Annotated in this window: 19 protein-coding genes; 8 read left to right on the top strand and 11 right to left on the bottom strand. The window is 40.0% G+C overall.

Annotated elements, in window-relative coordinates; genetic code table 11:
• Nucleotides 1–348: 348 nt before the first annotated feature.
• On the top strand, nt 349–1,296 hold the full coding sequence (gene omp33-36, locus AC1M9N_RS04320) for a porin Omp33-36 (RefSeq protein ID WP_481595757.1): 948 nt from the start codon (nt 349–351) through the stop codon (nt 1,294–1,296).
• Nucleotides 1,297–1,359: 63 nt separating this feature from the next.
• Here the strand turns inward: omp33-36 and AC1M9N_RS04325 are convergent, their stop codons facing one another.
• The 4 genes from AC1M9N_RS04325 to AC1M9N_RS04340 all read right to left on the bottom strand — a co-directional run bounded on the left by AC1M9N_RS04325 (nt 1,360) and on the right by AC1M9N_RS04340 (nt 6,423).
• Nucleotides 1,360–3,330, bottom strand: a complete 1,971-nt coding sequence (locus AC1M9N_RS04325) for a BCCT family transporter (protein ID WP_481608656.1) — start codon at nt 3,328–3,330, stop codon at nt 1,360–1,362.
• A 225-nt stretch (nt 3,331–3,555) separates the two neighbouring features.
• Nucleotides 3,556–4,245, bottom strand: coding sequence for an ion channel (locus AC1M9N_RS04330; protein ID WP_481608657.1), 690 nt, complete (start codon nt 4,243–4,245; stop codon nt 3,556–3,558).
• Nucleotides 4,246–4,382: 137 nt separating this feature from the next.
• On the bottom strand, nt 4,383–6,089 hold the full coding sequence (locus AC1M9N_RS04335; protein ID WP_180028478.1) for a cation acetate symporter: 1,707 nt from the start codon (nt 6,087–6,089) through the stop codon (nt 4,383–4,385).
• A 1-nt stretch (nt 6,090) separates the two neighbouring features.
• Nucleotides 6,091–6,423 (bottom strand): DUF485 domain-containing protein, encoded by a 333-nt coding sequence (locus AC1M9N_RS04340; protein ID WP_035265779.1) that lies wholly within the window; start codon nt 6,421–6,423, stop codon nt 6,091–6,093.
• A 183-nt stretch (nt 6,424–6,606) separates the two neighbouring features.
• Here AC1M9N_RS04340 and AC1M9N_RS04345 point away from each other — a divergent pair, with 183 nt between their 5' ends.
• Together AC1M9N_RS04345 and AC1M9N_RS04350 are read left to right on the top strand one after the other, a co-directional pair.
• A complete protein-coding gene (locus AC1M9N_RS04345; protein ID WP_481954320.1) occupies nt 6,607–10,098 on the top strand; it encodes a hybrid sensor histidine kinase/response regulator in 3,492 nt (1,163 codons plus the stop codon).
• A gap of 424 nt (nt 10,099–10,522) precedes the next feature.
• Nucleotides 10,523–11,290, top strand: coding sequence for a hypothetical protein (locus tag AC1M9N_RS04350; RefSeq protein ID WP_035265786.1), 768 nt, complete (start codon nt 10,523–10,525; stop codon nt 11,288–11,290).
• Between the two features lie 61 nt (nt 11,291–11,351).
• Here AC1M9N_RS04350 and AC1M9N_RS04355 read toward each other — a convergent pair whose 3' ends face one another.
• The gene (locus AC1M9N_RS04355; RefSeq protein ID WP_035265788.1) at nt 11,352–12,002 is read right to left on the bottom strand and encodes a response regulator; all 651 of its coding nucleotides are present in this window, start codon (nt 12,000–12,002) and stop codon (nt 11,352–11,354) included.
• Between the two features lie 376 nt (nt 12,003–12,378).
• Here AC1M9N_RS04355 and msuE point away from each other — a divergent pair, with 376 nt between their 5' ends.
• The 4 genes from msuE to AC1M9N_RS04375 all read left to right on the top strand — a co-directional run bounded on the left by msuE (nt 12,379) and on the right by AC1M9N_RS04375 (nt 16,405).
• On the top strand, nt 12,379–13,116 hold the full coding sequence (msuE, locus tag AC1M9N_RS04360; protein ID WP_035265789.1) for an FMN reductase: 738 nt from the start codon (nt 12,379–12,381) through the stop codon (nt 13,114–13,116).
• Nucleotides 13,117–13,145: 29 nt separating this feature from the next.
• The gene (sfnG, locus tag AC1M9N_RS04365) at nt 13,146–14,255 is read left to right on the top strand and encodes a dimethylsulfone monooxygenase SfnG (RefSeq protein ID WP_481609742.1); all 1,110 of its coding nucleotides are present in this window, start codon (nt 13,146–13,148) and stop codon (nt 14,253–14,255) included.
• 308 nt (nt 14,256–14,563) lie between these two features.
• Nucleotides 14,564–15,712 carry an MFS transporter gene (locus tag AC1M9N_RS04370; protein ID WP_481586961.1) on the top strand — a complete coding sequence of 383 codons (1,149 nt, stop codon included), beginning with the start codon at nt 14,564–14,566 and terminating at the stop codon, nt 15,710–15,712.
• A 78-nt stretch (nt 15,713–15,790) separates the two neighbouring features.
• Nucleotides 15,791–16,405: a riboflavin synthase subunit alpha gene (locus tag AC1M9N_RS04375; RefSeq protein WP_481586860.1), complete on the top strand. Its 615-nt coding sequence runs from the start codon at nt 15,791–15,793 to the stop codon at nt 16,403–16,405.
• Nucleotides 16,406–16,449: 44 nt separating this feature from the next.
• On the opposite strand, the gene AC1M9N_RS04380 is transcribed toward AC1M9N_RS04375, so the two are convergent.
• The gene (locus AC1M9N_RS04380) at nt 16,450–17,631 is read right to left on the bottom strand and encodes an acyl-CoA dehydrogenase family protein (protein ID WP_481586861.1); all 1,182 of its coding nucleotides are present in this window, start codon (nt 17,629–17,631) and stop codon (nt 16,450–16,452) included.
• 149 nt (nt 17,632–17,780) lie between these two features.
• On the bottom strand, nt 17,781–19,724 hold the full coding sequence (gene acs, locus AC1M9N_RS04385; RefSeq protein WP_035265794.1) for an acetate--CoA ligase: 1,944 nt from the start codon (nt 19,722–19,724) through the stop codon (nt 17,781–17,783).
• Between the two features lie 453 nt (nt 19,725–20,177).
• On the opposite strand from acs, the gene AC1M9N_RS04390 reads away from it, so the two are divergent.
• A complete protein-coding gene (locus AC1M9N_RS04390) occupies nt 20,178–21,161 on the top strand; it encodes a mechanosensitive ion channel family protein (protein WP_481586863.1) in 984 nt (327 codons plus the stop codon).
• Here the strand turns inward: AC1M9N_RS04390 and AC1M9N_RS04395 are convergent.
• From AC1M9N_RS04395 to AC1M9N_RS04410, 4 genes are all read right to left on the bottom strand, one after another.
• Nucleotides 21,135–21,848: a 16S rRNA (uracil(1498)-N(3))-methyltransferase gene (locus tag AC1M9N_RS04395; protein WP_481954321.1), complete on the bottom strand. Its 714-nt coding sequence runs from the start codon at nt 21,846–21,848 to the stop codon at nt 21,135–21,137. The genes AC1M9N_RS04390 and AC1M9N_RS04395 overlap by 27 nt on opposite strands.
• An 11-nt stretch (nt 21,849–21,859) precedes the next feature.
• A complete protein-coding gene (locus AC1M9N_RS04400; protein ID WP_481954322.1) occupies nt 21,860–23,140 on the bottom strand; it encodes a 3-deoxy-D-manno-octulosonic acid transferase in 1,281 nt (426 codons plus the stop codon).
• Nucleotides 23,141–23,237: 97 nt separating this feature from the next.
• Entirely contained in the window at nt 23,238–24,302 is a 1,065-nt protein-coding gene (locus tag AC1M9N_RS04405) for an alkene reductase (protein ID WP_481954323.1), read from the bottom strand.
• 26 nt (nt 24,303–24,328) lie between these two features.
• Nucleotides 24,329–24,631, bottom strand: a complete 303-nt coding sequence (locus tag AC1M9N_RS04410) for an ArsR/SmtB family transcription factor (protein WP_035265803.1) — start codon at nt 24,629–24,631, stop codon at nt 24,329–24,331.
• Nucleotides 24,632–24,663: the final 32 nt, after the last annotated feature.

The raw sequence follows: 24,663 nt of genomic DNA on the forward strand, positions 1-24,663 counted from the left end.
GAAAAAAGTCACATTATTTATTTTCAAATGAGTTAAAATTAAACGAAAATCTTAAATTTCATGTAAATTAACATTTTCTTTATACGTTTTATCCGATTCTAATAATCTTTTTTTTGTATAATTTCGATGCAATTTTTTAAGCTTAATCGACGTTGAAAATCTCCTTATCACATTGTTATTTTTGAATAAAATGTTCAAAAATTCATGTTCTTAATCTTCTTGTATCAAGACATAACACACAAAATAAATTTAGACCAGCAGACTATTACCTTAAAGATCATTGACTTAATACATTGTTACAATACAATATTTACTGCATATTCATTCGACATTTATTTGGTAACTATTATGAAAAAAATTAGTTTAGCCACTGCTTTATTAGTAGCAATGACTGGGGCACACGCATATCAAGTTGAAGTACAAGGGGCTGCTGAATACTTTGATGACTCATTGAACAATGATAACTACACTGGTTCTGTACAAGGTACTTATTACTTCAAGAATGTTGACTCAACTAAAGGTCCTTTAGCTGAAGCGGCTTTCTTAAATCAGGCATCTAATGTATCTGTGGCTTATAATTTCGGTGAATATTCTGCTGATATTAAAGTACCTGCTTACGGTATTAATGAAGAAGTTAAAGCAGAACAACATAACTACGGTGCTAAAGCTGAAGCTTACATCCCAACTAAACTTATTCCTTTATATGCAAGCGCATCATATAGCCACTCAAAAACTGATGCTAAAAATGATTTCACTGCAAACAACCCATTAAACCACCCACAAGTTGCTAAATTAGCAGATGGTAACGGCGATCGTTATGCTTTAGAACTTGGTGCAATGTTACTTCCAAACTTCTTAGTTGCTGTAGGTTATACAAGCGTTGCTGATCAATACTCTTTTGATGTCTTTAAAGCAATCAACAACGGCAGCGTATTCTCAGCACTTGAAACAGGTACTATTGCTGAAGATCAAGATGCGATCACAGCTCGTACTAAATATGTAGGCGGCATCACTGATACAAATATGTCTGTTGGCTTTGAAGCTGGTTTAGTATACGGTGAAGACACACTTTACCAATTAAAATCTGACCTTTACTTCAATCCACAGTTAAGCGCAGGCGTTTCTTATACTGAATCAAGCTTTAATGACACTCCAAGCTCAGCTATCGGTGCTAACGTAAACTACTTCATCACTCCAGCTGTAGCTGTTGGTGCAAGTTATGTAAATGCTAACGCTGAAAATGGTTCTAGCCGTGATACTGAAACTGTTGGCTTAAATGCTAAATTCCGTTTCTAATAAATTATTAGATACAGAATCAAAAAAGGACGCATAATGCGTCCTTTTTTAATCATTCACTATTTACTCAGGGCTACGAATTACACTTAAGAAATGTAAATGTCTTTCGTATTGATCAATGACATCTTGAATTAAGTCTTCTTGTGTCCAGTCCATTACATCATAGGCCTGTCCACCCTCTCTTAAAAACACTTCCGCCTGATAATAATCCTGCTCAGTCACCATTGTATCTGGCATAAAGCTCGGTGGCGTTGTTCTTTGTGACATCACTTGATATACGAAATTCAACTCAGCATGATGATCTACCCTCAACTCTACACCTTCACCCAATCGATTTACACTAACCTTAAACTGTCTTCTCTTGAACTCTTTCTGCACTTGCTCTAATGCTTGAGATACTTGAGATTCAATAAATACATCAACCTCTTCCTTAGAATGAGGATAGTGCATAATCAATCCTAAGCGTTTTTGCCAACTCCGTGGTTGATGAATCGCTCGAGGTGTAATTCTCGCTTCTTGCAAAGCATTCATTTTAATTAAATCTACTTTTAAGGCTTTGAGTAATCCCCAACAAATAAAGAGCATAATGACGGAGAATGGCAATGCACTCATGATGGTTGCAGATTGTAAAGCACCGAGCCCACCGACCAATAATAATACAATTGCCAATACCGCCATAAGCACAGTCCAAAAGAGTCGTTGCCATGTCGGTGAACCTTCACCTTTGGCCGTCAAATAGTCTGTAACTAATGCACCTGAATCCGCTGAAGTGACAAAGAATAAAATAACCAGCGATGTTGCCACCACACTCATGATTGAAGCGAGTGGTAAGCTATTTAAAAATTCGAATAATGCAACGGAAGAATCCTTCTGTACTGCTAGCATCAGTGCTTCATTGCCTTCTTGCATAATACTGAAGAGCGCAGCATTCCCCATAAAGCCCATCCAAATGAGTGTAAATCCAGTAGGAATCAACATAACTCCAACGATAAACTCTCGAATAGTTCTTCCATGTGACACACGTGCGATAAACATCCCGACAAATGGTGACCATGAGATCCACCATGCCCAATACATAATCGTCCAACCACCAATCCAACCATTCGGTTGATAAGCATATAAATTAAATGTCATGGTAAAGAGATTAGAAACATACTGACCCATGTTCTGAATTGTGGTTTGCAAAAGATAAATGGTAGAACTCGCGAAGAATACAAAGAGCAATAAACTTATTGCCAATACCAAATTCAACTCAGACAACCGTTTAATTCCTTTTTCTAAACCTAGAAAAACGGACAATGATGCCAATGAACTGACGATAATGATCAGTATCACTTGAGTACTTGCTGATTGAGGAACATCAAATAAATAATTCAAGCCTGAATTAATTTGCGTTACACCAAAACCCAATGTTGTCGCCACACCAAATACTGTTCCAATCGTGGCAAATGTGTCTACGGCATCCCCCATTGGACCATGAATTTTTTTTCCAATGATCGGATAAAGCGCGGAACGTACTTTTAAAGGCAATTGATGTCGATAAGCAAAATAGGCCAAGGACAATCCAATCAATGCATAGATTCCCCATGCATGAAGTCCCCAGTGGAAGAAAGTCACTCGCATCGCTTGCTGCGCTGCCATAACCGTTTCTCCATCACCGACTGGCGGAGAGACATAATGCATTACAGGTTCTGCTACCCCAAAAAACATCAGGCCAATCCCCATACCTGCGGTAAAGAGCATGGCAAACCAAGAGCCATTACTGTAACTCGGTTGGCTATGATCTGGACCGAGCCTGATTTTGCCGTAGTCAGAAATTGCGATATAAGCCAGCACGATCAGAAATATGGCAACTGCTAAAACATAGAACCAACTAAAAGAATCCGTAATCCATTGGTTCAGTTGCTGAGTAACTAATTCAAAACCATTAGGAGATAACACCACAGTGGCCAAAAATACAAAAATGATGAGTACCGTGCTGATAAAAACACGTGGATTTACATTTGAATACCATGAAGGATGCTGAGAAGACATAATTCCCCTATATATTTATTTTTCGGTGAAACGCTTCAAACTGGATAAAACGCTATATGAATTGAGATCATTTATCCTCAACCTCATATAAAGCCGGGTTAGTTTCATCAAAAACAGAATAGAAAATCGACTCAATATCGAGGGTTGGAGATTATTTTTTGATCTAAGTACTTATTATTCATGATTTTGCAGATGAATGCCGTTAGCAAGATGTAACGTTCTGTTTTAATCATCCTGATGCTTTGGCAAATGAGCAATGTATTGCAGTGCAACTAAGCGCGAAACAATCAAAGCCAGATACATGACTCCACTAAACATTTGAATCATGGCAATCAGTCTCGCCAGCGGACTCAAGGGCATAATATCTGAAAGACCTGTTGCCGACTGAATACTAAAACTGAGAAACAACAAATCTAACCAACTATGTTGAACAGATTGTTCAGGCGTTATGCTAAAACTCAGTGGGTCATATAGCTGGCAGATGCTATATAAAAATGCGAAGCTCCATGCAATTAAAGTAAAAACAGCTGCTGCCGCAAATAATTCATCTTTGGTCAAATAGCGGTCTTCGAACATATATCGAACCAAACCATAAGCCGCTGTCGTATACGCGATAACTTCAAATACATGCGCTGTAATTTGAATATAGGCTTGATGATATCCAATCAGAATCAAGAAAGAAAAAATGAGAGCTCCTAATACCCCAAATAAACCTACAGCACTAAAAATTGGGGTCATTTTGATGACTTTAGCAATAATAAGAAGGACTAAAGCGCCGAGAATCCAAGTCATGGAGCGATAAGCCAAATCATGACTTGATATCACTGCGAGGAATAAAATCAGCAGCTGTAAAATCAGTAGACACGCGGATGGTAAACGTACGAGATCACGTATCACGCGGCATATTAAACTCATCTCAACTCCAACTATTTTTATTGTTTTGTTTGAATGAAAGCATAGCGGACAGTTGATGACTTGTATGTCATTTAAAATAGAAATTTGGTAAAGAAAAAAAGCCCCTTAAAGGGGCTTTTTATCATGATCAGTATGGTTTAGTGGTCTGACGCACCAGAAATACCAATACCTGTTTGTGAACGTACAAACTGTGCATCAAATGCTTTACGTTCTGCTTGCGCTTGTGCAGAATTGTCTGTCACAGAGAACAACCAGCAGAAGAAGAATGCTAAAGGCATCGCAAATAATGCAGGACCGTTATATGGATTAATTGGTGTATCAGAAATACCAAGCGTATCTACCCAAACTGCTTTAGAAAGTACGATGAGTACAACCGCTAAAACTAATCCAACAACACCACCGGCAACTGCACCACGCGTTGTTAAACCTTTCCAGAACATTGAAAGTACAAGCACTGGGAAGTTTGCACATGCAGCAACAGAGAATGCTAAACCTACCATGAAGGCAACGTTTTGTTTCTCGAACAAGATACCCAAGATCATCGCAAAGATCGCAAGACCTAAAGTCGCGATTTTAGACATACGAAGTTCAGATTCAGGTGTAGTTTGTCCTTTTTTCAATACGTTCGCATATAAGTCATGTGAAATTGCTGAAGCACCTGACAACGTTAAACCTGCAACAACTGCTAGAATCGTGGCAAATGCAACCGCTGAAATGAAGCCCATGAACAAGTCACCGCCTAAAGCATCAGACAAGTGAACCGCAGCCATGTTATTACCACCAACAAGCTCTAGCTTGCCAGTTACTGCCATTTTCGCAATATCAAGGAATTGTGGGTTGTTCGATACATAGAGAATCGCACCGAAACCAATGATGAAAGTTAAAAGATAGAAGTAACCGATAAAGCCTGTTGCGACAACAACTGATTTACGTGCTTCTTTCGCATCTTTTACTGTGAAGAAACGCATGAGGATATGTGGTAAACCAGCTGTACCAAACATCAATGCTAAACCAAGAGAAATCGCATCAATTGGGTTTGATGCCAGACTACCTGGTCCCATGATTTTGGTTGCATCATCTAAGGTTAAATCATGTACTTTAGAGAAGACTTGAATCGATTGCTCGAACATATTGGTGAAGCTAAAGCCAACGCCTTTCATCACCATAAATGCCATGAAGGTAGCACCTGACAACAACATCACTGCCTTAATGATTTGCACCCATGTTGTCGCTAACATACCGCCAAACATAACGTATGCCATCATGAGCAGACCGACGATGACGACAGCAATGTTATAGTTCAAGCCAAACAGAAGCTTGATCAACTGACCAGCGCCGACCATTTGGGCAATCAAGTAGAATGCAACAACAACAAGAGAGCTTAACGCTGCCAGTGTGCGTACAGGTTTTTCTTGTAAACGGAATGATACAACGTCAGATAAATTGTATTTACCCAAGTTACGCAAACGCTCTGCTATCAAGAAAAGTACGATAGGCCAACCTACCATGAAACCAAGTGAATAGAGTAAGCCATCGAAACCTGACAGGAAAACCATCGCAGAAATACCAAGGAACGATGCTGCGGACATATAGTCACCAGCAATGGCTAAACCATTTTGGAAACCAGAAATTCCACCGCCTGCGGTATAGAAATCTTTGGTGTTTGTGGTTTGTTTAGCTGCCCATTTGGTAATCCCCAGCGTTGCACCGACGAAAATCAAGAACATGATAATCGCAGGCCAATTTGTTGCTTGTTGTTCTGCTGCACCTAAATCAGGACCTGCAAATGCCAATCCAGATAACATTGCAGTCCCTGCAAATGTGAGTAAAGAATTCCATTTCATCTTAGTGTAGTCCCTTCTCGTGAGTGATGGCTTCAACTTCGCGCATAGCTTCTTCGTTTAATTGATCGAGCTTATTGTTGGCAATGTACGAATACACACCACATAACAAGAAAGACAGCACGATGATGCCTAATCCTAGAGGGATACCCCAAGTGGTTACACCACCTGAAAGCGATGACAATAAAAACTCTTTGTTATAGCCAACTAAAAGCATAAAACCAACGTAGACAAACAGCATAATGCCTGTCAATGTCCAGCTCAGTGTGCTTTTCTTTTTGACCATTTCTTTGAATTTGGGATTCTGTAGAATTTGCTCTACTTGTCTCTCATCCATAAACAAGACTCCATATGAGACCCAACCGTAGGTCATTTTTTTTATTTAAATTATTCCGATTTTTAAATTAGCAAGATTTTGCATTGGTTGTAATTTAGACTTTGGTCGCTAAATTTTGATCAATTTGAACGTGACAGTTCATGGATGCGTTATCATTACACGAGATTCTCAAGTGTAAGTCCTATGAACAGTTGGTTGATTATTGGGGTACTCGCCCTCTACATCCTCATCCTTTTTATTTGCGCCTTTTTTGGTGAAAAACATGCCAGTCGGCTCAGCCCACGTGGACGCATGTTATTGTTTAGTTTGACCTTAGGCGTGTACTGTTCGTCTTGGACATTCTACGGCGCAACGGGTGCTGCTGTTCGTGAAGGGATCATTTTCCTTCCAATCTACTTAGGCCCACTTCTGTTTGTCTGGTTTGGTTATGATATTTGGCGTCGCTTAGGTCGAGTACGTCAGCACCATGCTATTTCCTCAATTGCTGACTTTGTGGCAGCACGTTATGGCAAAAGCGGACCTCTCGCCTCACTCGTCACCATTTTAGCCGTGATCGCCATCATTCCTTATCTTGCCTTACAACTGAGAGCCATTGCACTCAGTGCATCCGTGATGTTGCAACAAGATTCAGAAGTGATGAATCTGACCACCAATGGTGTACTTGCACTTACAGGGGTTCTAGCAATTTTGGCTATGATGTTTGGTACACGTCAGATTGCCAACACCGAACAGCATGGCGGTTTAATGCTGGCAGTCGCTTTTGAATCCTTTGTTAAATTATTTGCACTCCTCTGTGTCGCTTTTTTCTTTTTATTTGAACGCCCCGAAAACCTCATTCAAGTTTCCGCAGACGTATCCAAAACCTTCCATGAAATTCAACTGATGGGCGTGCCAGATACCTTTTGGATTCAAACACTTTTAGCAGCATTAGCAATTATATGTTTGCCACGCCAGTTTCATGTTGCTGTAGTTGAATTACGTGATGAAAAACATATTCGTGGTGCGCGCAGATGGTTTGCCGCTTACATCATTTTAACCGTTGTCGCGATTATTCCGATTGCAAGTTGGGCACTTCATGCTGCACCAGAATACATGGCAGTCCCTGATGTTGCCGTGCTGTCACTGCCTTTGAGCTATAACCAAGAATGGCTGACGCTCTTAGCATTCCTTGGAGGATTTTCGGCTTCAACTGGTATGCTTTTAGTCTCTTCAGTCGCACTCTCAATCATGCTCAGTAACGACTTGATTATGCCTGCGCTATGGCGCTTGGGTTGGATTTCTCGTCATGACAAGCGTTTACCTCGAATGCTGAAATTCACACGTCGCGTATGTATTTTGGCGGTCATGCTACTTGGATTCTTGTTCTTCCATTTCTTTAATGACATTGATCAGCTGTCAGTATTTGGTCTTTTGGCATTTAGTGCTGTTGCACAGTTTGCACCTGCACTTATTGGGGGGTTGTACTGGCGTGGTGGAAGTAAGCAAGGGGTCTATGCAGGTCTCATCGTTGGTTTTGTGATGTGGAGTTACACACTGCTCTTACCAACAATTTTAAGAAGTTTACCAGATGAATATTATCAATTTACTTATTCGTTTCTGATGTTTGGCCCTCTGGGATTTGACTTATTAAAGCCTGAAGCATTACTTGGTTTTGAATCATTTGCGCCATTAACACATGGTGTAATTTGGTCACTTGGCTTAAATATCGTGCTCTACATCTGGATCTCACGAATTTATCGTCCAAGTATTGCTGAGCAAATACAGGCAGAAAGTTTCTTCTATTACGAAACTAAACCCCTACAAACGCAACAAACCTCAAATGAAGTTAATTATTTACATCATGATGTCGCACGATTAAAAGTGGGTGACCTGATCACGCTTGCCAAACGGATTACGGGTGAAGGTCCGACCATGCATGCGTTTAATCAATTCTGCTTATCCAATAATGTGATATTAAACGAAAACAGCAGTGCCAATGGGATGTGGTGGCGCTTCACTGAACAATATCTTGCTGGCACAATTGGAGCTGCATCGGCACGTACCCTACTCACTACAGCCATGGTTAACAATGGATTAGCACTTGGACAGGTCGCTAATATTCTAGACCAAGCATCACAATGGCAACGCTTTAACCAAAATCTAATTATGACCATGATCGACCACATGACCCAAGGGGTAAGTGTTGTCGATGAAAACATGTGTTTAGTCGCATGGAATAATCAATATCTCGTTTTATTCGATTATCCAAAAGATTTGGTATATGTGGGCTGCCCGATTGCAGACTTGATCCGATACAACGCAGAGCGCGGTGAATGTGGACCTGGTTCCGTTGAAGAGCACGTACGTAAACGTATTCATTGGATGAAAGTAGGTAGCGCTCATGAGTTTGAACGTATTCGTAAAGATGGTCGTGTTATCCAAATGCGAGGAAATCCAATCGAAGGCGGTGGCTTCGTGACGACATTTGCTGATATTACGGCATTCCGAGAAACTGAAGCACTACTTGAAGGACGCGTTCAAGATCGCACTCAACAACTTGCCAATGCCTTGGCAGAACAACAATTGGCACGTGAACAAGCTGACAAAGCCAATATGTCAAAAAGTCGATTCATTGCTGCAGCAAGTCATGATTTACTTCAACCTATGCACGCTGCACGGTTATTCAGTACGGCATTAGAACAAAGCATTCAAAATGAAGAAGATGCTAAAACGCTACAGCAACTCGATCGTGCCTTACATGGTGCAGAGAGTATGCTTTCTGCATTATTAGACATTGCACGTTTAGAAGGTGGAACAATACAACCTAAACGACAAGCCTATCCATTACATGACCTATTGAGTGACTTAGAACTACAATTTAAATCAATTGCAGCACAACGAGCGATCTCCTTCCGAGTGCATGACGTGAAGTTCTGGATTGATACAGATCCTCAATGGATTCGCCGTATTATTCAAAACTTTGTCAGTAATGCCCTAAGATACACAGCAAAAGGTCGTGTAATTGTTGGGGTGTTACGTTCAGCAGAAAGAGCAAACCATATTCGTATTGGTGTTTGGGATACTGGTCCAGGGATTGCTGAACAACAACGTATTAAACTCTTCCAAGAGTTTGAACGTTGTGGACATACCTCGCCATGGGGTGAACAAGGTTTAGGTCTTGGACTCGCCATCGTTCAGAGAATGACCAGCATGTTGGGTTATCCTGTGCATGTGTATTCCGAGTTGGGTAAGGGTTCATGTTTTATGATTGAAGTCCCACTCATCGATGCACCAAAGGTTGTGACCGCACCAATTCAAGCCACACCATTAAAATCTGCAGCGTATAAAATTTTATGTTTAGACAATGATGAAACTATTTTAGAAGGCATGGCAACTTTGCTTACTAAATGGGGTTATCAAGTGTTTAAAGCCACAGAACCTGAACAAGCGCTTGAGATTATTCAACAAGAGAACATTCAAGTTTGGTTGGTCGATCAACACCTGAATTCAAATAAAATAGGATTAGATTTTATTGTAGACCATCGTCAAGAAAATGTACCTGTGGCATTGATTACAGCTGATTCAGATCCTGAGCTTCCTCAACGACTCAAAGAGCTGAATATTGTCCTACTGAAAAAACCTCTCAAACCTGCCTCACTACGTTCATGGTTATCAGGTTTAAAAATTTCAAAATAAGATTTGAATAGTTATATTTTGATACATTCATCACCCAGTTTTTCCAAGAAGAGCTGGGTGATTTTGATACATATTCACACCATACTTTACAATGATTGGCAGACCTTAGCTTTAGAGGTGGCAAAAGAGAACAAAATAAAGCTAAAGAGAGCGTTGGCAATTGACCAAAAAAATCAAAGTCCGATTTTCTATGGCAAAACACATCAAAAGTTGAAAGATCATTTAAAACAAATAGTTACAAGTTTACTAACATCATGTTTTTAGATGACAAATTTACTCATCAAATAAAAATTAATACTTTAGTCTTATTCTTATTGCAATCAACATAATTCTAAATCTAGCCATCAGCACATCTTCTTTCGATTAAAGAAATCAAAGTACCTCAAATTTTCTCGAGAATAAAAGTATCAAATGGAGTCTTGCAATGAATATTTCAGAAGCTATGCCACATGGTTTAGATCGTAATCACGAATTTCATCGCCAATATGGTGCCAATGCAATTTTGCCTGAAATCAAGTGGCAAGAAATTTTTCCATCTACATCCTTAAAAAATGTACATGTACGTGCCTTAGAACAGATTTACCAAACTGCAGTACCTTTGGCTTTACAGGTTTTTGAACAATTAAAATTTGATGTATTTACACCAGCAGCTTATCACCCTCAAGGCTTAGGTTTATTTGATAAATTGGCACAACAAGAAAATCAACTTATTCAACGTTTAGCATCAGAATGCCGAGATTTAGATGAACATACGCGTCATCAAGTGTGGAGTATGTTGTTGCGTGGTGGTGCCGTTTTGGTCTTTAAAGCTTGGCTTGGTAAAGTGAAAACTGGTGAAAATACGCTGGATACCACGCAGTTTGATGAAATTTCAGATTTACTCTTCATCAAAACACCGCCGCTTGCACTCGCAGAACAACTGGGCATCGATGCATATGCAGATTTCGATCATATTTTTCTCATGTATGGCAATGAGGTATTTTTAGATCGTTTTAATGGACTTGAAACGGCTGCACTCTTTGTTGATCTGAAAGTTTATGATGCCGCTTTTTTAAGTCTTAGAGATGATCGCGTTGCAGAATATTTAAAACGCAAGGGCTATGTAACACAAGATCAAATTGATGAACTTCAATGTGCACTCAATCCTCTATATTGTAATGAGTTGACACCTAAACAGGACTGTTTAGCCTAAAGTAGATACGCATCGAAAAAAAGACCTTTGATTAGGTCTTTTTTTCAAATCTAAGAATCAATTAAACACGTTTTTCTTCGATGTTTAATGCATTAATCGCTAATACAGCCTGAGTACGATTTTGAACGCCTAATTTACGGAAAATCGCGGTCACATGCGCTTTAATCGTTGCTTCAGAAACATCAAGTTCGTATGCGATCTGTTTATTCAACAAACCTTCCGCAACCATCATTAACACTCGGAATTGTTGTGGTGTTAGAGATTGAATACGTTCTGCTAAAGCTGTTTCATCTGCAGCACGTGGATCAAAGTTTAAATTCGCAGGCAGGTTTGGTGGTAACCACATATCCCCTTCTAATACCTGACGAATCGCTTCACCAATGTGACTTGGATGCGCTGATTTTGGAATATAGCCCATTGCACCATGTGCAATCGAGCGTTGAATAATTGAAACTTCTTCATGCGCCGATACGACAATAATTGGTAACGATGGATACTGTGCACGCACATGCACCAACGCTGAGAAGCCTGATGCACCTGGAAGATTCAAATCTAAAAGCACTAAATCTGGTTCAGGACCTTTTTCTAAACGTTCATAAAATTCATTAACAGCAGCTGTTTCATGGATTTGGGCTTGCGGTAAGCTGTAACGAACTGCTTGAATTAAAGCATGACGAAACAGTGGATGATCATCAACGATTAAAATATTCATAAGCGAGGCGAGAGATCTCAAACACAATCAATATACTAACTGTGCTATAGCTGTTAAGGATATATAAATATTAACGAATTTTTGCAGAAAATGTCGGGCTAAATCTTACAAACGCGATTTTTTTATGTAATTTTGAAAATTCGATAAGCACATCACTTTTAAATATAAAATTTATTCAAATATTGAAATAGCTTATTCATAATCATAAATATACGTTTATTCAGTTATTTATCACTTATTTATATCTCAAAAAGATTAAATTATCGCTATATACGCAAAAATGATATTTATTCTTATTTTGCTTATTTTACAGAATAAGCATAAATCCACATAAATAGTGCATCCGAGATTAATTTTAAATTTTTAGGTTTGTACTATGTCTACTGCTCAACAAAAACCATTAAATATCGTTGCTGTCTCTGGCGGTCTAAATAATCCTTCAAAAACTGAAGCGCTTGTTCAAGCGATTTTGGATGAGTTAGGTGAAGCAACACCTATTAATGTGCATTTTATTAAATTTAGCGAAATCGGTCATTTATTAGGTGGTGCCATTTATCGCAATCAGCTGCCGCAACGTGTTCAAGATGATCTTGCTGCTGTTGAAGCCGCGGATGCATTGATTGTGGGAACGCCCGTATATCGCGCATCTTTCACAGGTTTATTTAAACATTTCTTTGACTTTGTAGAACAAACTGCGCTGGTTGATGTGCCTGTATTACTAGCTGCATCAGGGGGCAGTGATCGCCATGCCTTAGTACTTGAGCATCAATTGCGTCCTTTATTTAGCTTCTTCCAAGCACAGACTTTGCCAATTGGCGTTTATGCAACTGATCGTGATTTTACGCCTGAATACACCATTCACAGTGAACTATTACGTGCGCGCATTACCTTAGCCATTGCTCGTGCTTTACCAATTTTAGAGTGGGCACCAGCCAAAGGTAAACGTGCTGAGGTTGTGAAAGATAAAACCCAACAAGCCAATCAAAACTTGGGCATTAACAAACAAATTGAACAAGAAGAAGTATTACCTTCAGCAGCAGTACCAAGTTTAGATGCAGCAGAGTCACGCTTGCATCACAAGAATAATGCTGCCCCAAAAATTGAAGTGGCATAAATATAATTGAATCAATGAGGGTATAAGCCATGTCTAATGCAGAAAAACAAGCGATTAAATTTGCCTATTGGGTTCCAAATGTCAGTGGTGGTCTTGTCGTCAGTAATGTTGAACAACGAACAGACTGGAGCTACGACTACAATGTTCGACTCGCGCAAGCTGCTGAAAAAAGTGGATTTGAATATGCTTTGACACAGATTCGATTCACGGCAGGATACGGTGCGGAGAATCAGCATGAATCTGTAAGCTTTAGTCATGGCTTATTGGCAAAAACTGAAAAGTTACGTGTAATCGCAGCAATTTTACCAGGCCCTTGGAAACCCGCGCTGGCGGCTAAACAGCTCGCGACAATTGATCATTTAACCAATGGTCGTATCGCTATTAATGTTGTGAGCGGATGGTTCCGTGGTGAATTTGATGCCATCGGTGAAGAATGGCCTGAACACGATCAACGATATGCACGTTCAGAGGAGTTTATTCGTAGCTTAAAAGGCATTTGGACGCAGGATAACTTTAGTTTTGATGGAAAATATTATCAATTTAAAGACTACACCTTGAAGCCAAAACCTGTTCAAAGCCCACATATTGAAATTTTCCAAGGGGGTAGCTCGCGTGCCGCACGTGATATGGCATCTCGTGTTTCTGATTGGTATTTCACCAATGGAAACACGCCTGCTGAAATTAAAAAGCAGATTGATGACATCCGTGAAAAAGCCAAGCTGAATCAACATCAAGTCAAAATTGGGGTGAATGCCTTTATCATTGCTCGCGATACTGAAGAGGAAGCAAAAGCTGTACTTCAAGAAATCATTGACAATGCAAATGTAGAAGCAGTCAATGCCTTTGGTGATGCAACTCGTGAAGCTGGTGCCGCAACTCAAGAAGGTGAAGGTAACTGGGCAAAATCAACATTTGAAGATCTTGTCCAATACAACGACGGGTTCAGAACAAATCTCATCGGTACACCGCAACAAATTGCTGAACGTATCGTTGAATTAAAATCAGTTGGTGTGGATCTGATCTTATCTGGCTTCTTACATTTTATAGAGGAAGTTGAATATTTTGGTGAAAAAGTACTGCCTTTAGTTCGAAAACTCGAAGCTGAACAGCAACAACACATCACCGCTAAATCAGCTTAATTGGTCTTCGATTAATTAACAACGATCTGAATGAAATCAGCGCTTTGTTCAGTCTTGTTTTGACCCTGATAACTATAATAATAGCGTCATGCAGTAGCAACTTAACCCCCAAGGCTCGGCTTGGGGGCTTTTTATTGGATAGTTCATATAATCTGATCAGCAACAGTACATCGAAAATTGAATAAATCGTACATTGTTCCGCTGTTGCACGGTTATAATCACCTCAAAAATGAAGACAGCACAGCCTTATGGGTTCAATTCAATCAATAGAACATTCAAACAATTCCTCTGGTGCTTCAGCGAATAAAATGGCGGTTCATATTATTTTCGCTATTGCATTAGCGCATGGATTACATGATCTGATCCAGTCTTGCTTACCAGCCATTTATCCCATGCTGAAACTCAATTTTGACTTGAGCTTTACCCAAATCGGGATTATTTCTTTGGTCTATCAAATGACTGCATCTATTCTGCAACCTTGGGTTGGACTCTACACTGATAAGCATCCTAAGCCCTACCTCCTCCCTTTGGGTATGTGCGTTACACTGCTAGGTATCGTTCTGCTGGCATTTGCATGGACTTTTCCAATCTTACTGATTTCAGCAGCACTCATCGGTGTGGGCTCATCTGCCTTTCACCCAGAAGCCTCACGAGTAGCGAGAACAGCATCAGGTGGTCGCTTCGGAACTGCTCAATCCGCTTTTCAAGTGGGTGGTAATAGCGGCTCTGCCGTTGGGCCACTGTTGGCCGCAGCAATCATTGTACCGAACGGCCAAGCCTCAGTTGCTTGGCTCATGATATTTGCCATTTTCGCTATTTATCTGCTTTACAGAATCAGTCGATGGACCATTCAATATGGTGTTCAAGCTGCTTCAGCAGTAAAAGCCAAGCAATCAATACCGTTGAAAGGTTCTAAACTTGTACAGGGAATTGTGATTATCTGTGCGTTAATGTTTGCAAAATTCACGTACATTGCAAGTATTGGAAATTACTATACCTTCTATTTGATCGAAAAGTTTCAGGTCAGTATTCAACAGGCTCAGCTTTATTTATTTGCTTTTTTAGCTGCAGTAGCAATCGGTACTTTTGCTGGCGGCCCTATCGGTGACAAAATAGGTCGTAAAGCTGTCATTTGGATTTCCTTCATTGGCATGGCACCCTTTGCATTACTCATGCCACATGTGAATTTGATGTGGACGTGTATCTTTGCGATTCTTGCTGGATTGATTATGTCTTCCGCATTTTCAGCAATGGTTGTATATGCACAAGAAGCGATGCCAGGTCGTGTCGGCATGGTCTCTGGTTTGATGTTTGGTTTGATGTTTGGGATCAGCGGTATCGCGGCAGCAGCTTTGGGCTATGTGGCAGATCATCAAGGTATTCGTTGGGTATTTCACTTTAGCTCATACTTACCACTACTGGGTTTATTGACCTTCTTTTTACCTAGAACCAATTGATCTGCGTAAGATGATCATCGCTACGATCTCAGTTAGGATTAAAAGCAATTAAGATTTATTTTTAGGCAAAGGTTTATTATGTATACAGGTATCGTGCAAGGGTTAGAAAAAGTATTAGATATACAGCATAAAGAGGGATATCGGACTTTTGTTATTTCTAATGCGCTCAATCTTTTTCATGATGTATTTATCGGCGCCAGTGTTGCGATTAATGGTGTTTGCTTAACCGCTACACAAATTGATCTGATCGCTGGTCAAGTGCATTTTGATGTTTCAAATCTGACACTTGAATTAACCACTTTAGGTCAACTCAACGTCGGTGATGAGGTCAACATTGAACGCTCCGCTAAAGTAGGTGCTGAGAATGGTGGGCATAATTTATATGGTCATATTGAAGGCACTGCAACCGTAAAGCATTTAAGCAAAAATGGTGAAACGTTTCATATCGACCTTGAAATTCCAAATGGCAATATCAAATATTTCTTCTTAAAGGGCTTTATCGGTTTAAATGGCTGCAGTTTGACAGTCAATCGGGTTGATCGTGCAAACAATCAAATCTCAATCGATCTTATTCCAGAAACTTTACGCTTAACCACATGGAAATATGTTCAAGTCGGCGATCAAGTCAATTACGAAATTGATCAGATGACACGTACGCTTGTCGATACTTTAGAAAATATTCATCAAAAATAAATAAAAGCCTCTACGATAGAGGCTTTTTTCATAATCAATTGGATCTAAGAGTAGAAACTTGGATCTGGAATTTTTCCAGTTAATGCCCACTCTCCGACTTCCTGATATTTATAATCAATTGGATCATGCAGGGTTTGGGTTCGTACATTACGCCAGAATCGATCTAAATTCAGTTTTGCAGTAGTCGCGCGTGCACCCATCACTTGAAAAATATTTTGTGTCACATAAAGTGAAGTACTAGTCGCTGCAATTTTGGCGGTTGCGATTGCAATTGAGGCTTCACCACGTTGCTCCGCAGTTAATGTTTCCCCTTCATCCCACGCCTTTTGTAATGTATTGATCGCTTTTTCCGCGAGCAAGCGCACACCTTCAAGTTGCACATAAAATTCGGCGAAATGCTTCTGGGTAAATGGATCATTCACCGCTTGTTCAACCAGTGATTTCGACCAAGCTTTTTGTGTTTGAACTGTCTCTTTCGCAACATTGAACGCTCCCTCAGCAACACCTAAAAATAAATGCACGAAAATCAGTTGAGCAATTAGCGGTCTCAAACTTGAATAAGGTGTACTTAAAGGACCGGGATTGAGGAGTAATTCATCCTTGCGAATTTTGACCTGTTCAAAATGACTGGTACCACTATCCGTTTGACGTTGCCCCATATTATTCCAATCCCCAAGAAAGCTCACGCCCTCTCGTGCTGTTGGAATCACGCCAATCAGTAACTTTCCATCTTCATTAAATCCCGAACAGAGCAGGATATCTGAATCAATTGATCCAGAACAAAAACTTTTATCACCATGGAAGATAAATTCTTCATCAGAAACTTGTTTCGCGGTTGTTCTACGATCTAATGGATTTAACGTATTTCCCCAAAATAAGTTGTGTTTGGCGGTTTGTCTAAACCAATCTCCATATTGAGCTGGCTGTGCAAAAAGTTGTACCGTCGCAATAAGCAAATGATGAAAGCCATATACATGCGCAAGTGAACTATCAACTTGAGCAATGGTTTGAATAGTTTTAAAAATCGTGCTCCAAGTTGCACCTTGCCCACCAAATTCTTTTGGAATAGATAAAGACAACAAACCACTTTGTCGAATTAGATCTCGCTGAGCCTTTGGATTTCCACCTTGTTTATCTCGTTCTGCTGCGGTTTTCGCAAACTCAGATGCAAGTATTTGCGCAGTCTCAAGTGGCGTTTCAGGATTAAAATTTAGGGGAGAATTCATTGTTATATTCCGTATCGCATCTGCTGATAAGCTTAGCAGATCAACATGATTTGACTTATCACAATGCCTGCTTTTCTTATCACTGAACTAAAAATACCGCTAGTTGAACTAACGGTATTTAAAACATGACTTCGTCTGTTTAATCAGGATTACTGCTGTGATTTCACTTCAGCAATTAATTGATCCACGACCTGTGGATCTGCCAAAGTTGAGGTATCGCCCAAACTATCTAGCTCATTAGCGGCAATTTTTCTCAAAATTCGGCGCATAATCTTGCCTGAACGTGTTTTTGGTAATGCTGGCGCCCAATAAATTGCATCTGGTGTAGCCACAGGTCCTAAAACTTTTCTTACCCAACCTACTAGCTCTTTCCTGAGTTCTGCTGACTCTGGCGTATCTGCCTGTAAAGTTACATAGGCTGCAATCCCTTGACCTTTGATGTCATGTGGCATACCCACAACGGCTGCCTCTGCAACATGTTCATGTGCAACCAATGCACTTTCAATCTCTGCAGTCCCCAAGCGGTGTCCCGAAACGTTCAGAACATCATCCACTCGCCCCGTAATCCAGTAATAACCATCTTTATCACGGCGTGCACCATCTCCCGTGAAATAATTCCCTGGATAAGTTGAGAAATATGCCTCGATAAAACGATCTGGATCACCCCAAATGGTACGCATTTGTCCTGGCCAAGAATCTTTGATCACCAAATTACCTTCAGCCTCTCCTTCTAGCTCTTTACCATCAGCATCAACCAAAGCAGGTTGTACACCAAAGAATGGGCGTGTTGCAGAACCAGGTTTAAGTGCCGTTGCGCCCGGTAAAGGCGAAATCATGAAGCCACCTGTTTCAGTTTGCCACCATGTATCTACAATTGGACAACGACTTTCACCAACTACGGTGTAGTACCAGTTCCAAGCTTCAGGATTAATTGGCTCACCGACGGAGCCCAACAAGCGTAAGCTACTACGGTCACTTTCACGGATAAATGCATCACCTTCACGCATCATCGCTCGGATCGCCGTTGGTGCCGTATATAAAATTGTGACGTTGTGCTTATCTACAATATGTCCAGTGCGTGCCCAAGTTGGGTATTGTGGAACACCCTCAAACATCAATGTTGTCGTCCCATTTGAAAGTGGACCATACAACACATAAGAATGACCAGTAATCCAACCGACATCAGCGGTACACCAGAAAATATCATCTTGTTTTAAATCAAATACTTCCCTAAAGGTAAAGTTCGCGTAAGTCAGATAACCGCCTGTAGTATGTAGCACACCTTTAGGTTTACCCGTTGAGCCTGAAGTATATAAAATAAACAGCGGATCCTCTGAATTCATTGGTTCAGGTGGACAGATATCTGTGACTGTCATGATTTCCATGTGATACCACAGGTCACGACCTTCATGCATTGTGATTGGGTTACCAGTACGATGCACCACAATGACATTTTGTACAGAGCTCGTCCCTTCAAGCTCCATCGCTGCATCAACGTTTTCTTTCAGTGGAATTGGCTTACCACCCCGCATGCCCGAGTCTGCTGTAATGATGACTTTTGCTTGGCTATCATCAATACGACTTGCTAAAGAATCTGGTGAAAAACCTCCAAACACCACGCAATGTACCGCACCAATACGTGTACATGCCAACATCGCAATGGCTGCTTCAGGGACCATTGGCATATACAGAACAACACGGTCGCCTTTGGTCACGCCATGCTTCTTGAGAACATTGGCAAAACGACAAACTTCATCGTGTAATTCTTCAAATGAAATAATTTTATGGCGTGATGGATGATCACCTTCCCAAATAATCGCAGGTTTATGTGGGTGTTCTTTTAAATGTCGATCGAGACAGTTTTCACTGACATTTAATTGGCCATCTGCAAACCATTCAACTTTGTAATTCTCTTTATCAAAGTTGGTATTTTTGACTTGTGTAAAAGGCTTAATCCAGTCTAGTTTCTTGGCTGCTTCGGTCCAAAATGCTTCGGGGTTTTCAATAGATGCTTTATACCGCTCGAAATATTGCTCTTCATTGGTTCGTGCAGTTTTTTTAAAAACTTCGGGTACTGGATATATTTCATTCATAATTCGCATCCTTGATTTATGTTTCTCATCTCGAGAGTTGTCTTGATCATACTGATCATTTTTTGTCTTATATCTTGAGTATGACTATACTTTAAAATTTCAAACAATCATGCTTTGGTCGTAGACTGAGCATTCATTTATTTCAAAAGTTATCCGTATCTTCTTGCCAATTGAACAACCTAAAATATCTAACAATCAATGATCCGAATCATTGCTGATCATCATTCCTAAGCAAGTAAAATCTGTCGTTGTCAAAAAACTCCATTTTTTTATCAATAAATACCATTTCGATTTTTTTGTTGGACAAGGTGCTGAATGTTTATAAAAACATGCAATTTTTTTGTTATTTTCAGTTTATTCAATGAATAAAAATGACGATAAAACCTGCGAACGTGATTTTTATTCACTGTATTTTCAGGCAAAATGTAAACATTCAATACATTTGGAACACTCGTGGCTGAACAACAAAATTCTTTGAGTCAGGTGGCTCAAGGTACGACTCAACTTCTACAAGATGCAAGTGAGAAAACGGCTCAAACCGTCATTGCACATACTGCGAAATACAATGATGCATATACCACCATTGATAAAATCATGGATGGCTTTTGGGAACGAATCCCTTATATCTGTATTGCTTTGATTGTATTTACCTTATTTTGGTTGTTGTCTAAGCTGTTCAAATTATTTGTCAGAAAAGCACTTTCAGAGCGTTCATATACCAAACAAAATTTAGTGCTCGTCCTCAACCGCGTCGGTAGCTCTTTTATTATTTTCTTTGGCTTCTTAATTGCGATGGTTATTGCAATTCCAGGGTTTACACCTGGACAGCTGATGAGTGCACTGGGGATCGGATCTGTCGCAATTGGTTTTGCATTTAAAGATATTTTTCAAAACCTGCTCTCTGGTATCTTAATTCTACTCGGTGAACCCTTCAAAATTGGCGACGATATCATTGTGAATGGTTTAGAGGGGACCGTTGAAGATATTCAAATTCGTGCAACCTACTTACGTTCACCTGATGGTCGCCGTATCGTCATTCCCAACGCAACGGTTTATACCAATGCAGTTACTGTTAATACGGCATATCCACGTCGTCGTTGTGAATTCGTGGTCGGTATTGGTTACGAAGATGATGTTCAAAAAGCGAAAGATATTATTTTGAGTATTTTAGACCGGGATCAACAAATCCTCAGTCAACCTGCATTTAGCGTGAATGTCTCTGCCTTAGCTGATTTCTCAATCAACCTCACTGTACGTTGGTGGGTGAATACGGGTGAAACTGCGACATCTACATCTATTAGTTTAGTTCAAGAAAAAGTGATTCAAGCTTTTGCTGAACATGAAATTTCGATTCCATATCCAGTTCAAGAGGTTAAAGTCTATCGCGGAGATTCTTCACAAGAAGATGAGTCACCACGTGCTAAACAGACAACCTAACACATAAGGAATCACTGTTTCAGTACGGATAATTCGGTTGCCTAAGCTGACAGCTTGGCAGCCGTTTTTTATGAGTAAATCAATCTCATAAGGAATATAACCACCTTCAGGCCCAATCAATATCGTACATGGGTGCTCAATCGCATGAGGCATACTGTGGGTTGCATAAGGATGTGCTACATAAGCTGGTCGTTCAACGGAAATCATTTGAGGAAGAACATCTTCCACAAAAGGTTTAAAGCGTTTATATATTTCGATTTCAGGTGGAAATGTATCACCCGCTTGTTCTAAGCCCAGTTGAACATAGTGATCAATTTGCTGTAAAAATGGTGTTTGCCAATAGCTTTTATCGACCCGATAGCTGTGCAGCAAAATGATTTTTTCTACGCCTAAAGTTACAGCATCTTGAATCAATCGTCTCAATACTTTCGGTCTAGGCATAGCAACGATTAACGTTACAGGTAATTTCTTCGGTACAGGCTCTTCATAAAGTGGCTGAATTAAGATTTTCCTTTCAGAAATTTCTATGACCTCAGCTGTATATCGACCAGCACCTCTAATACCAACCTTTAAAGTAGCTCCAATTTTAATATCAAGTTGATGCTTCAGATGCTCAATTTGGCGTGCAGATTGAATCGTCCAGAGGTCATCCTGTGCTGATGCAGGATCAAGCAATACAATATTCATATACTTAAAAACTAAAGGTATTGATTCAGGACATGAATATGTTTTTGCAATGACCCTGTATTCCGTTGCATGATCTTTTGAGCCTGATTTTGTACTGCTAAAATCGTTTCATCCTGAGATAAGCACTGAATAAGATGATTCACCAACTCTTCCGTAGTTTGACCGATTAGAATCCCTTTTTCTTCCACAAATTCATCGACAATGGTTTGAAAGTTAAAGTAGTTCGGTCCAATCACAGTCGGGACATTGAGTGATATTGGCTCTAAGATATTATGCCCACCGCCAGGTTCATTTAATGATCCACCCACAAAACTTGCTTGGCTCAATGCATACCAAATCCACATTTCACCCATACTATCAGCAAGATAAACTTGTGTATCAGCCTCAATGATTTCACCTAAACTACGTCGATGCATTTTTAACTCATGACTTTGAATGGCTTGTGCAACTTCATCAAAACGTTCTGGATGACGGGGTACAATAATCAGCAAGACGGCAGGATGATCATTTAAGTAGTCTTTAAACTTGGATAACAGATTTTTCTCTTCAGGATGATGTGTGCTTGCAATCGTAATAATTTGGCGTGCTTGCAAATCCCAATCTTGATGAATTTGTTGCGCTTTCAATAACATTTCTTCGGGCGCATGAATATCAAACTTAATACTGCCCACTGTTTGACTATGCGCTGTAGCAGCACCTAAAGCCCTAAATCGATTCAGTGAAGCTTCATCTTGAGCCAAAAGTTGAGTCAGACCGCTGAGCATAGGCTGAGTAATACTTGGTACTTTGGCGTATCCTTTCGCTGACTTTTCAGATAAACGTGCGTTCACCAAAAAAGTGGGTATTTTATTAATTTTCGCCTGATCAATTAAATTGGGCCATAGTTCCGTTTCAACCAAAACCAACATTTTAGGTTGATATTTTTTAAAAAAAGCACTGACTAATTTTTTTTGATCTGCAGGTAAATATACTGCTTGAAAAAGATCTACATATGGTGCTTTTGCAAATAAGGATTTAGCTCGTGCCTGACCTGTTTTGGTGGTATTCGTAACCAACACAGCATACCCAAGCTTTAAATAATGTTCTATCAGAGGTTGTGCAGCATTGGTTTCTCCAACTGAAACCACATGAAACCATATCGCATTAAGATTTTTTGGAGATTGAAACGGACCGAAGCGCTCTAAGCACTCTTGATGAAATTGCTCAATATTGTCTGCTCGCTTTTTTATACGCCATTTATAAATTGGCTTTAGTAAAGCCAATGCTGCGTTATACCAAAATGGAGTTGTCAAAACGTAAGACCTCGAGCTTTCTTAAAAAATAGGGCATGACCACGAAGTTGAGATCATACCCTGCGAATTTTTTCGGTTCAAATACTTATCTTAAATTTCAATTTCCTTGTAAAAAAGGATAATCGATATAGCCTTCAGCCACATTCGTCCCGATCATATTTTCTAACTTTAATACATTCAAAGGAGCATTGTGTACCAAACGCTCATATAAATCAGGATTGGCGATATAATCTTTACCAAAAGACACTGCATCAGCTTGACCTGAAGTGAGAAGTTGTAAAGCATCCTCTCGACTTAAACGCATATTGGCAATAAAAGGAATACCTTGTCCACGCGCTTTTAATTCTTGACTAATACTGTCTTCTGCCAAATATTCACGTGTAAAGAAAAATGCAATGTGTCTTTGGCCGAGTTGTTCTAACACATAACCGAAAGTTTCACGTGGATCATCATCACCCATATCGTGTTCATCACCACGAGGAGCTAAATGTACACCTACTCGACCAGCACCCCAAACTTCAATTAGCTCATCCACGACTTCTAACAAGAAACGCGCACGATTTTCAACCGAGCCACCATATTCATCTTCACGCTGATTGGTTTTCGATTGCAAGAATTGATCAATTAAATAACCATTCGCCGCATGCAATTCCACACCATCAAATCCTGCCTCTTTAGCACGAATTGCTGCTTCTTTATATTGCGCTGTAATCGCGTGAATTTCAGAAATTTCTAATGGACGTGGCAAGACATAAGGACGTTTCGGACGCAACAAACTGACATGTCCGGCTTGTTGAACAGCACTCGCCGAAACGGGTATATCACCCTTCAGTAAATCTGGATGTGACACACGTCCAACATGCCAAAGCTGAGCGACAATTAAGCCATCTTTATCATGAACAGCTTGGGTTACTTTCTTCCACCCTTCTACTTGAGCATCAGTGAATAATCCTGGCGTATTTAAATAGCCATTCGCTTCCTCAGAAATTACGGTCGCTTCTGAGATAATTAATCCACTACTTGCACGTTGCGCATAATACTCAGCCATCATTTCTGTTGGTACGCGATCATCTGTCGCACGACTACGTGTTAAAGGTGCCATAACCACGCGATTTTTGAGCTTTAATTCACCAAAGACTACTGGGCTACTAAAATCAGTCATTCATCTATCCTCTTCACTCATTATCGTTAGAGTGATTGTTGAAGGTGTTCTGCAAAACTTTTTATCAGTGCTTCATTACGAGAAAAATAAGACCATTGACCATGCTTAGTAACATGAACCAAACCTGCTTGCTGTAAAACAGATAAATGATTAGACATGGTTGACTGAGATACATCTGCAATTTTTTCAATCTGTCCTGCACATACGCCACGACTAAAATCTTGCACGCACTCATCTTGTGGAATAAAGCGCTCTGGATCTTTTAAACATTGTAAAATTTGGCGGCGTATCGGGTTCGATAAGGCTTTAAAAATTGCTTCAGTATCCATCTCATTTCACTCAAGTTAATGATCTGCACTGT

It is taken from the genome of Acinetobacter sp. ANC_7655 (assembly GCF_056784015.1).

Bases quoted from the DNA above. Each gene is read 5' to 3' on its own strand.
- AC1M9N_RS04405 (WP_481954323.1), bottom strand. From the start codon at position 24,302: ATGACTGATTTTAGTAGCCCAGTAGTCTTTGGTGAATTAAAGCTCAAA.
- sfnG (WP_481609742.1), top strand. From the start codon at position 13,146: ATGTCTAATGCAGAAAAACAAGCGATTAAATTTGCCTATTGGGTTCCA.
- AC1M9N_RS04335 (WP_180028478.1), bottom strand. From the start codon at position 6,089: ATGAAATGGAATTCTTTACTCACATTTGCAGGGACTGCAATGTTATCT.
- AC1M9N_RS04395 (WP_481954321.1), bottom strand. From the start codon at position 21,848: ATGAATATTGTATTGCTTGATCCTGCATCAGCACAGGATGACCTCTGG.
- AC1M9N_RS04370 (WP_481586961.1), top strand. From the start codon at position 14,564: ATGGCGGTTCATATTATTTTCGCTATTGCATTAGCGCATGGATTACAT.
- AC1M9N_RS04340 (WP_035265779.1), bottom strand. From the start codon at position 6,423: ATGGATGAGAGACAAGTAGAGCAAATTCTACAGAATCCCAAATTCAAA.
- AC1M9N_RS04410 (WP_035265803.1), bottom strand. From the start codon at position 24,631: ATGGATACTGAAGCAATTTTTAAAGCCTTATCGAACCCGATACGCCGC.
- AC1M9N_RS04355 (WP_035265788.1), bottom strand. From the start codon at position 12,002: ATGAATATTTTAATCGTTGATGATCATCCACTGTTTCGTCATGCTTTA.
- AC1M9N_RS04380 (WP_481586861.1), bottom strand. From the start codon at position 17,631: ATGAATTCTCCCCTAAATTTTAATCCTGAAACGCCACTTGAGACTGCG.
- AC1M9N_RS04330 (WP_481608657.1), bottom strand. From the start codon at position 4,245: ATGAGTTTAATATGCCGCGTGATACGTGATCTCGTACGTTTACCATCC.
- AC1M9N_RS04325 (WP_481608656.1), bottom strand. From the start codon at position 3,330: ATGTCTTCTCAGCATCCTTCATGGTATTCAAATGTAAATCCACGTGTT.
- omp33-36 (WP_481595757.1), top strand. From the start codon at position 349: ATGAAAAAAATTAGTTTAGCCACTGCTTTATTAGTAGCAATGACTGGG.
- AC1M9N_RS04375 (WP_481586860.1), top strand. From the start codon at position 15,791: ATGTATACAGGTATCGTGCAAGGGTTAGAAAAAGTATTAGATATACAG.
- AC1M9N_RS04350 (WP_035265786.1), top strand. From the start codon at position 10,523: ATGAATATTTCAGAAGCTATGCCACATGGTTTAGATCGTAATCACGAA.
- AC1M9N_RS04345 (WP_481954320.1), top strand. From the start codon at position 6,607: ATGAACAGTTGGTTGATTATTGGGGTACTCGCCCTCTACATCCTCATC.
- msuE (WP_035265789.1), top strand. From the start codon at position 12,379: ATGTCTACTGCTCAACAAAAACCATTAAATATCGTTGCTGTCTCTGGC.
- acs (WP_035265794.1), bottom strand. From the start codon at position 19,724: ATGAATGAAATATATCCAGTACCCGAAGTTTTTAAAAAAACTGCACGA.